The sequence below is a fragment of the Hydrogenophaga sp. genome (assembly GCF_031426985.1).
GTDB lineage: Bacteria > Pseudomonadota > Gammaproteobacteria > Burkholderiales > Burkholderiaceae_C > Hydrogenophaga.
Genome location: NZ_JASJOY010000072.1, coordinates 1 through 8113 on the forward strand (window position 1 = coordinate 1; position 8113 = coordinate 8113).

General features: G+C 67.5%; 9 protein-coding genes. 2 read left to right on the forward strand and 7 right to left on the reverse strand.

Annotation, left to right across the window (positions count from 1 at the left end):
* The 3 genes from RMP09_RS09790 to RMP09_RS09800 form a co-directional block, all read right to left on the reverse strand.
* The coding region (locus RMP09_RS09790; RefSeq protein ID WP_310565795.1) for a MaoC family dehydratase at positions 1 to 309 on the reverse strand (309 nt) is incomplete at its 3' end.
* Between the two features lie 19 nt (positions 310 to 328).
* The gene (locus RMP09_RS09795) at positions 329 to 739 is read right to left on the reverse strand and encodes a VOC family protein (RefSeq protein ID WP_310565796.1); all 411 of its coding nucleotides are present in this window, start codon (positions 737 to 739) and stop codon (positions 329 to 331) included.
* Positions 740 to 753: 14 nt separating this feature from the next.
* Positions 754 to 1683, reverse strand: coding sequence for a ketopantoate reductase family protein (locus tag RMP09_RS09800; RefSeq protein WP_310565797.1), 930 nt, complete (start codon positions 1681 to 1683; stop codon positions 754 to 756).
* 106 nt (positions 1684 to 1789) lie between these two features.
* Between RMP09_RS09800 and RMP09_RS09805 the strand changes: the two genes are divergently transcribed.
* Both RMP09_RS09805 and RMP09_RS09810 read left to right on the forward strand, forming a co-directional pair.
* Positions 1790 to 2722, forward strand: a complete 933-nt coding sequence (locus RMP09_RS09805; protein WP_310565798.1) for a LysR family transcriptional regulator — start codon at positions 1790 to 1792, stop codon at positions 2720 to 2722.
* Between the two features lie 74 nt (positions 2723 to 2796).
* A complete protein-coding gene (locus RMP09_RS09810; RefSeq protein WP_310565799.1) occupies positions 2797 to 3831 on the forward strand; it encodes a J domain-containing protein in 1035 nt (344 codons plus the stop codon).
* Positions 3832 to 3853: 22 nt separating this feature from the next.
* On the opposite strand, the gene RMP09_RS09815 is transcribed toward RMP09_RS09810, so the two are convergent.
* The 4 genes from RMP09_RS09815 to RMP09_RS09830 form a co-directional block, all read right to left on the reverse strand.
* A complete protein-coding gene (locus RMP09_RS09815; protein ID WP_310565800.1) occupies positions 3854 to 5416 on the reverse strand; it encodes an acyl CoA:acetate/3-ketoacid CoA transferase in 1563 nt (520 codons plus the stop codon).
* A 298-nt stretch (positions 5417 to 5714) separates the two neighbouring features.
* Positions 5715 to 6878 carry an acyl-CoA dehydrogenase family protein gene (locus RMP09_RS09820; protein ID WP_310565801.1) on the reverse strand — a complete coding sequence of 388 codons (1164 nt, stop codon included), beginning with the start codon at positions 6876 to 6878 and terminating at the stop codon, positions 5715 to 5717.
* 225 nt (positions 6879 to 7103) lie between these two features.
* Positions 7104 to 7910 (reverse strand): sugar phosphate isomerase/epimerase family protein, encoded by an 807-nt coding sequence (locus RMP09_RS09825; RefSeq protein WP_310565802.1) that lies wholly within the window; start codon positions 7908 to 7910, stop codon positions 7104 to 7106.
* 7 nt (positions 7911 to 7917) lie between these two features.
* The coding region (locus RMP09_RS09830) for an NIPSNAP family protein (protein WP_310565803.1) at positions 7918 to 8113 on the reverse strand (196 nt) is incomplete at its 5' end.

Sequence of the window (8113 nt, forward strand, 5' to 3'; positions counted from 1 at the left end):
GGGCAGCAGGAAGTCCCAGGTCCAGCCCAGCGACATGCCGGGCAGGAAGCGGTATGTGCTCTGGGTCTTCAGTCCGTCGGCGATCGACAGGCCGAACAGGCCGTGCGCCACGCGGGTGCCAAAGGGCGTGGTTTTGGCGTAGTCCTCGTCGATGTGCACGGGGGTGTAGTCGCCGGTGAGCTCGGCGTAGGCGTTGATGCGCGCTTCGGTGACGTCGTAGGTGGGGCTGATGCAGACGTCGCCTTCGGTGGCGTCGTCCCAGTATTTTTCGGGCGTGCTGAAGTGGATGACGGGCGGGGTGAGTTTCATGGGGGGCATCTCGGGTGGTTCAGGCGCGGGGTTTCACGGCCAGGGCGGCGGCCACGCTGCCCGGCGCGGCCTGGATCAGTTCCACCGCCAGGCCATCGGGCAGTTGCAGCCAGTTGCGGCCTTGCGGCAAGGCCTTCACGCCCCAGGGTTCGGCGGCCTTCAGCGCAGCTTCGAGGTCGTCCACCATCACGCCCAGGTGGGCCAGCCAGCCCGCGTCGTTGCTCGGGGGCGCTTCAAAGCCGGGCGTGGCCATCAGCTGCAGGCCGCCCAGGGTCCAGTACTGGCGCGGATCGTCGGTCGGGCCGTCGATCTCGCGCACATCCATGCCCAGCACCTCGTAGAAGAAGCGGATGTGCCAGTGGATGTCGCGGACACGGATGGCCACGTGTTCGACGTAGGCGCGGGTAGGGGGTGTGAAGGGCGTGTTCATGGTGGGAGTGGGTTTCAGTGGGCGTTGAGGGCGCTTTCTATGCCCTTGATGCAGGCGACCAGCGTGGCGTTGACGGGGGTGGGAACGCCGCAGCGCTGGCCCCAGCGCACCACGGCGCCGTTGATGAAATCGATCTCGGTGACCGAGCCTTTCTCCAGGCTCTGCAACATCGAGGTCTTGAAGTCGGCGGGCAGCCCGGCGCTGGCCTTGAGCCACGCGTCGCGCGGGTCGGTGTAGCTCAGCTGCACCCCCGAGGCGGCGGCCACGTCCATGGCCTCCCGCACGGCGGCCACGGCGGTGGCCTCGATTTCGGGGATCTGGTAGAGCGGGCCGTAGGGCAGGCGCGTGATGCCGCTCACCGCGCCGGTGGACACGTTGATGAGCAGCTTGTCCCACATCGTGCCCAGGATGTTGTCGCTCACCGTGGTGGCCAGGCCCGCAGCGTTGAAGGTGGCGGCGATGCGTTGCGCGCGCTCGCTGAGGCGACCGTCGAGTTCGCCGATCAGCGTCTCTTTGCCCGCGGTGCCGCTGATGATGCGACCCGGCGCCAGCAGGACGCCACCCACGTAGGTCTTGCCGGCCAACACGTGTTCGCGCCCCACGATCTGCGCCAGCACGTCTTCATGGCCCAGGCCGTTCTGCAGCGAGAGCACGGTGGTGTCCGGGCCCACGAGGTTCGTGGCGGCACCCATGGCGGCTTCGGTGTGGAAGGATTTGACGAGCACGATCACCAGGTCCACCGGCGCCAGACCCTGGGCGCTGGTGGCGGCCGTGGTCTTCAGCACCTGTTCGCCCTCGGGTGTGCGCATCACCAGGCCGTGGGTGTTGATGGCGTCCACCTGTGCGGCGTTGCGGTTGATCAGCACCACGCGGTTGCCCGCCTGCGCCAGCGTGCCGCCGATGGCACAACCCAGGGCGCCTGCGCCCAGCACCGCGATGTTCACTGTCTGTCTCCTGTGGATGTGTGCGGATTCTGGGCGGCTCTCTGTATTCCGTCTATCGAATGGATTCAATACACTGCATTGCATTCATCAATACAGCCAAGCCCTCATGAATCCGGACATTCCGCTGATCGACATCAAGCTGCTGCGCCTGCTGGACGCGCTGCACAGCACCGGCAGCGTGACCCGCACCGCCGAGCTGCTGGGCCAGAGCCAGCCCACCGTCAGCATCGGCCTGGGCCGCCTGCGCACGCAGCTGGGCGACCCGCTGTTCGTGCGCACGCCGCAGGGCATGCAGCCCACGCCGCGCACCGAGGCGCTGATCGGCACCGTGCGCGAGGTCCTGGACGGCCTGCGCCGCCTGTCCGAGTCGCAGGCCCGGTTCGAGCCCGCCGCGGCGCAGCGCGAGTTCCGCATCTTCATGACGGACGCCAGCCACATCACCCTGCTGCCGCGCCTCTTCACTCATGTGTGCGCGCTGGCACCGCAGGTGCGGCTGGAGGCCGCCACCATCCACCCCGGCATGGCCGCCGCGCTGCAGAGTGGCGAGGCCGATCTGGCGCTGGGGCTGATCCCGGGGCTGGAAGCCGGCTTCTACCAGCAGGCGCTGTTTGACCAGGACTGGGTGTGCCTGGCGCACCCGACGCACCCACGCATCCGGCCCAGACGCTTCACGCTCAAGGACTATGTGCGCGAGTCGCATGTGGGCATCGTCTCGGGCACCGGCCAGCAGCTGCTGGAAGCCACCGTGAAGGAGCGCGGCGTCGAGCGGAACGTGGTGCTCAAGCTGCCGGGCTTTCTGGGCCTGCCGGCCATCGTGTCGACCACCGACCTGGTGGCCACGCTGCCGCGCCACATCGGCGAAACCCTGGCGCGCGTGGCCGGGCTGCAGGTGCTGCCGTGTCCGGTGCCGATTCCCGGCTTCACGGTGAAGCAGCACTGGCACGCGCGCTACCACCACGACCCGGCCAACGTCTGGTTGCGCAGCGTGTGCGCCGATCTGTTCATGGACCGTTCGGCGCGCGCCACCCAGAGGACATAGAAATATTCAGGGTTTACCCTGTACGATCCGCCCCTCGCTTCCGTCTCCGCCACCTGCCCGCACGCCGCCACACCATGCCCCCCACCACCGCCCAGGCTTTTGCGTCGGCTTTCTCGAAAAAGCCTGTCGAGAGCGCGCCCGAGCCCTGGAGCGGGCGGCTCGACCCGGACGGGTTCAAGCGCCCCGGTGGCCTGCTGATCGCGGCCCTGATGCAGGCGGCGACGGAGCGGGACCTGTCGCTGGGCGAACTGGCCACCACCATGGGCGTGAGCTACTGGAGCCTGAGCCAGCTGCGCATCGGGTTCCGACCTGTTGACGCGCTGGACGACGACCTGGCGCAGGCCTGCGCCGCATTTCTGGACCTGCCGCCCCTGACCATCCAGATGCTGGCCGGTCTGGTGGAGCCGGCCGAGGCGATGGCGTCGATGCCGCTGACGGGCGAAGACCTCTGGCATGTGCGCCAGTTGCTGGACACGGAGCCGGCCGACCTCGTGCTGCTGCCCCCGCCCAACCGCGTGCGGCCGCTGCAGCCCCTGAGCGTGGACGAGCTGGCCGTGCTGCACCAGACGCACGGCGCCAACCCGTCGGTGCTGGATGCGGTGCGGGCCGAACTGGCTTGCCGCCCGTTGTCGAAAACCGAACGTCTGCGGGCCGCGCTGGGCGCCAACGCCGAAGCCGCGGCCGAGCCGCCGCCAGCGGCCGCGCACCAGCCGCCCATCCTGCGCTGCGTGTGTTGCCACAAACGCCTGCGCATCCCATTGCTGGACGCCCCCGGCGAAGTGCGCTGCCCGACCTGCCAGACCGAGTACGCGGTGCACTGGCAAAACGCGGTGTGCCTGGTGCAACGCATCGAGGCGCCCGAGGTGGAGAGCGACGCCGAGGAAGACGACGAAGCCGCGGCGGAGGCTTCTGCCGAAGCCACGCCCTGGTCTGTGCTCGGCCTGGAGGAGGGCAGTGCCTGGGACGCCGTCGAACGCGCCCGCCGCACCCTGCTGCAGCAGTACCACCCCGACCGCCTGGGCCATGTGCCGCCAATGGTGCAGCGCTTGGCCGAGCGCGAGTTCAAGCGCGTGGGCGAGGCTTACGAAACGCTGCGCGCGCAGCGTTGACCTGCGGCCTGGCGCAGGCGGATCAGGCCGCCGTGAAGTGCGCGGCGTCCATCACCTTCAGGTCTTGCGCCACCAGCGGCGCGAAGTCCATCTGGTCCAGGATGTCGCGCTGCAGATCGATGCCCGGTGCGATCTCGAACAGCTCGATGCCTTCGGGCGTGAGGCGGAAGCTGCCGCGCTCGGTGAGGTAGAGCACCTCCTGCCCGCGCACCAATCCCTGAGGGCCGCTGAAGGTGATCTGGTCGACCTGTTTCACCAGCTTCTTCACCGCGCCCTGTTGCAGCACGCGCATCTGGCCGTCGCCGGTGGCGAGCTTGATGCCCTTGGCCGCCAGCGTGCCGCAGAACACCACCTTCTTCGCGTTCTGCGCGATGTCGATGAAGCCGCCGGGGCCGACGGTGACGCCGCCCAGGCGCGAGACGTTGACACTGCCTTCGGCGTCGAATTCACCGAAGCCCAGGCAGGCCACGTCCAGCCCGCCGCCGCCGTAGAAGTCGAACTGCGTCGCTGCGTCCAGCATGGCGGTGGCGTTGCGCGCGTAGCCGAACAGCACGCCGTCCATCAGCGTGCCGCCGTAGGTGCCGTGTTCGATGGTCTGGTAGATGCGGTGCTGCTCGTTGCGCGCCGCGATCAGCTTGGCCACCGCGTCGGGCACGCCCACGCCGTAGTTGATGACCGGTCGCGCCTTGCCGGTGTTGAACAGCTCCACATGCGCGCGCCGCGCCACGGCCTGGCGTTCGCTGAAGGCTTCCTGTGACGCGGCGACTTCGCGTGCGTGGTCCTCGGCCTCGCTCGCCGCGCGGGCCTCGCCGGTGAGTTCGCCGCTGAAGGCCGGGTCGAAGGGGATGGCGTAGCTGGTCTGCTGCGCCGGGTCGACCACGATGGCGTCGACCCACGCCGAAGGGATGCGCACCTCGCGCGCCTTGAGTGCGCCCTTGGGCAGGCGTTCTTTCACCTGCACGATCACCGTGCCGCCGCTGTTGCGCGCGGCCAGGGCGAGTGACTGCGCATCGAGGTTGGCGGCTTCGTGTTCGAAGCTGATGTTGCCGTCCTCGTCGGCCGCGCTGGCGCGCACGATGGCGACGTGGATGGGGAAGGGCTTGTAGCGCAACCATTCGCGGCCGTCGATCTGGATGAGATCGGCCAGGTCGTCCTGCGCCGCGTCGTTCATGCGCCCGCCGCCAAAGCGCGGGTCGCAGACCGTGCCCAGGCCCACGTGGCTGATGAGGCCGGGGCGGCCCGCGCCGATCTCGCGCATGAGCTGGCTGCTCACGCCACCGGGCAGGATGTAGGCCTGAATCTTGTTGCTCAGCGCCAGTTGCTGCATCGCCGGCGACCAGACCCAGTGGCCGCCAATGACCTTCTTCACCAGGCCTTCGTGCGCGAAGCAGTTCATGCCCTTGGTCTTCTTGTCGCCAATGCCCAGGGCGTGCATCACCGTCAGGTTGCGCGGCTGTTGCGTGGCGAGGTAACGCGCCTGCACCGCCTCGAAGATGTGTGTGGCTTCCATCAGGCCGCCACCGCCGCCCATCAGGCCCACGGTGTCGCCGTCTTTGATCAGGTTCGCTGCTTCTGAAGCGCTCATGAATTTGCTCATGCTCTGTCTCGCTTGTGTTTGTTGCTTGTTGTTGAAGTCACGTCGCTCGCACCGACGAATGCCTGTGGCGGCCTCCTCATGCTGGGGTACCAGAAATCGTCGGCCGCCACAGGCATCCATCGGTGAACCAATGTGAGCCGAGATGGCAGATCCGTTCTCACGGCGTGTCTTCTCGTCGGCATACCCACTGAGCGGTGGTCGGTGCGGCGCCCGACGATTTCTGGTACTCCAGCATGAGGAGGGCGCCGTACCGGCCGCCGCTCAGATCTCGGTCAACGAAGGGGTGTCAACGGTTCACATCGAAGAGCTGCGCACCCTTCTTGAGCGCCGACTTGGCGATCACCCCACGGTGAATCTCCGACGTGCCGTCGAAGATGCGGTAGATGCGTGCGTCGCGGTAGTAGCGCTCGATCGGCAGCTCCTTGCAGAAACCCATGCCGCCGAACACCTGCACCGCGCGGTCCACCACACGGCCCAGCGTCTCCGCCGCGTACACCTTGACCATGGCGATCTGCTCGCGCGCGTCCATGCCCTGGTCCAGCATCCAGGCGGCCTGGTAGACCATCCAGCGCGCGGCGTTGATCTCGATCACGCTGTCGGCTAGCATCTGCTGGACCATCTGGAAATCGCCGATGCGGGTGTTGAACTGCTTGCGGTCGTTCGCGTAGGTCAGCATCAGCTCGCACACGTGCGTGGCCTTGCCCACGGCGCGCGCGCCCACCTGCGCCAGGCGCACCACGTTGAGCGCGCCCATGGCCAGCTTGAAACCCTGGCCCTGTTCGCCCAGCAGGGCAGCGTCTTCCAGCACCACGTTGTCGAAGAACAGTTCCAGGTGCGGCGTGCCGCGCAGACCCATCATGGCCTGGTCCTTGCCGACGGTGAACCCGGGCAGGCCCTTGTCGACCATGAACATGCTGATCTCTTTCTCACCCGTTTTTGCGGAGACGAGAAAGAAGTCGGACCAGACGCCGTCGCTGATGAAGTGCTTGCTGCCGTTGAGCACCCACTGGCCTTGCTCGTTGCGCTTGGCGTGGGTCTTGATGCCCGCAGCATCCGAGCCGGCGCCCGATTCGGTGATGGTGATGGCACAGGTGCGTGTGCCTTCCACCGCGGGCTTGAGCCAACGATCGACCTGCTCGCCCTTGCAATGCAGCAGCGGTTCGTAGACGTTGCCGAAGGCGCGGCGGATCAGCATGTCGCTGGTGTGGCCGAACTGCTCTTCGCAGATGATGCGGTCCAGGTTGGACAGGCCGCCACCGCCCAGCTCGGCCGGCATGTTGAGCGCGTACAGGCCCAGTTCCCTGGCCTTGGCGTGGATGCGGCGGGCATCGGCATCAGGCAGCGCGCCGGTGTTTTCCAGCGCGTCTTCCAGCGGGTGCAGTTCTTCTGCGATGAAGCGACGGATGGTGTCGATCATCATTTTCTGTTCGTCGTTGAGAGCGAAATCCATCGGGTTCTTTCAGTTGTGTTTTGTGGAGCCAGTCAGCCTCTGCGAGAGACGTGACTGAACCGAGGACACCGCCGGGCCGGCTTTGCCGGACGGCTGGTGTCGTCCCCTTGAGGGGATGGCGCGCAGCGCCGCAGGGGTGGTCCATTTCAAGCACTGCTGAACCAGCGGGCGCCGAAGAAGAAGGGCAGACGCGAGATGCGGTCGAACGAGATCAGCATGGTGTTCTCAGCCGGTGAAAGGCCGGCTCGCGGCCAGGCAGATGCCGGCCCATTGCGCGGGGTCGGCGGTCTTCTCGCGCTCGAAGTTCACCACTTCGACGCTGACCGGCAGGTCGGCGGGCAGGGCGGCGAACAGGCCTTGCACGTCGATGCTTCCATCGCCCGGCAGCAGGCGTTCGCAGCGCGCTGTGTGGATCATTTCTTCGATCGTGAAGTGCGTGCCGGCGACCGCGTCGCAGATCTGCGCGTAATGCAACAGGCCGCGCGGGATGGCTCGGATGTCGTCGAGTGTTGTGGTCGAGCGGCCGACGTGCAGCGCATCGACCAGGATGCCCGCGTTGGCGGGCGTGCCCGCGTTCTGCACGATACGCAGGGCGCTCTTCGCGTCCTTCACGGCGGTCCAGGGCATGAACTCCAGGTCGGCCGTGAGGCCGTAGGGCGCCATCACTTCGCAGAGACGGGCGTAGTGCTGTGTGAGGCGCGCTTCGTCCGGGTCGTCCCCCGCCACCAGGATGGCCTTGGCCTTGAGCGCGGCGCAGGCTTCGTAGAGCGCATCCCAGGTGTGCGGGTCGAAACGCTCGCCAATGCGGATGATCTCCACGTCGAAGATGCCCACGCCCGTGTCGGCCATCGCGGCCTGGGTTTCTTTGAGCACGTCGGGCCGGTCCAGCAGGAACTGCTGCGGCGCACCCGGCGCGTTGGGCCACAGGCGCAGGCCGACGAACTGGTAGCCGTTGGCCGCCGCCACGCGGACCGCTTCGGGCGGCGTGCAGCGGTGGGACGACAGGTAGGCGAGTGAATAGACGCGGGTCATGACGGTTTCACTTCAAGGGAGAGACGGCCGTTGGCAGTGCGATGGTCGAGAACATGTTGGTGGTCAGGTGTGCCGGACCACCCTTGGGCGGCCAGATGCCTTGCGCCACCGCGTCGGCGCGGGCTTTGCTGCGTGCGTCCAGCGAGGGGTAGGCCCAGATGTTGGTGAAGCGCAGCGGGCCGTCGAGCGCGACCATGGCGACG

Excerpts from the sequence above, each read along its gene's own strand:
- RMP09_RS09795 (WP_310565796.1), bottom strand. The coding sequence starts at position 739 with ATGAACACGCCCTTCACACCCCCTACCCGCGCCTACGTCGAACACGTG.
- RMP09_RS09805 (WP_310565798.1), top strand. The coding sequence starts at position 1,790 with ATGAATCCGGACATTCCGCTGATCGACATCAAGCTGCTGCGCCTGCTG.
- RMP09_RS09815 (WP_310565800.1), bottom strand. The coding sequence starts at position 5,416 with ATGAGCGCTTCAGAAGCAGCGAACCTGATCAAAGACGGCGACACCGTG.
- RMP09_RS09825 (WP_310565802.1), bottom strand. The coding sequence starts at position 7,910 with ATGACCCGCGTCTATTCACTCGCCTACCTGTCGTCCCACCGCTGCACG.
- RMP09_RS09820 (WP_310565801.1), bottom strand. The coding sequence starts at position 6,878 with ATGGATTTCGCTCTCAACGACGAACAGAAAATGATGATCGACACCATC.
- RMP09_RS09810 (WP_310565799.1), top strand. The coding sequence starts at position 2,797 with ATGCCCCCCACCACCGCCCAGGCTTTTGCGTCGGCTTTCTCGAAAAAG.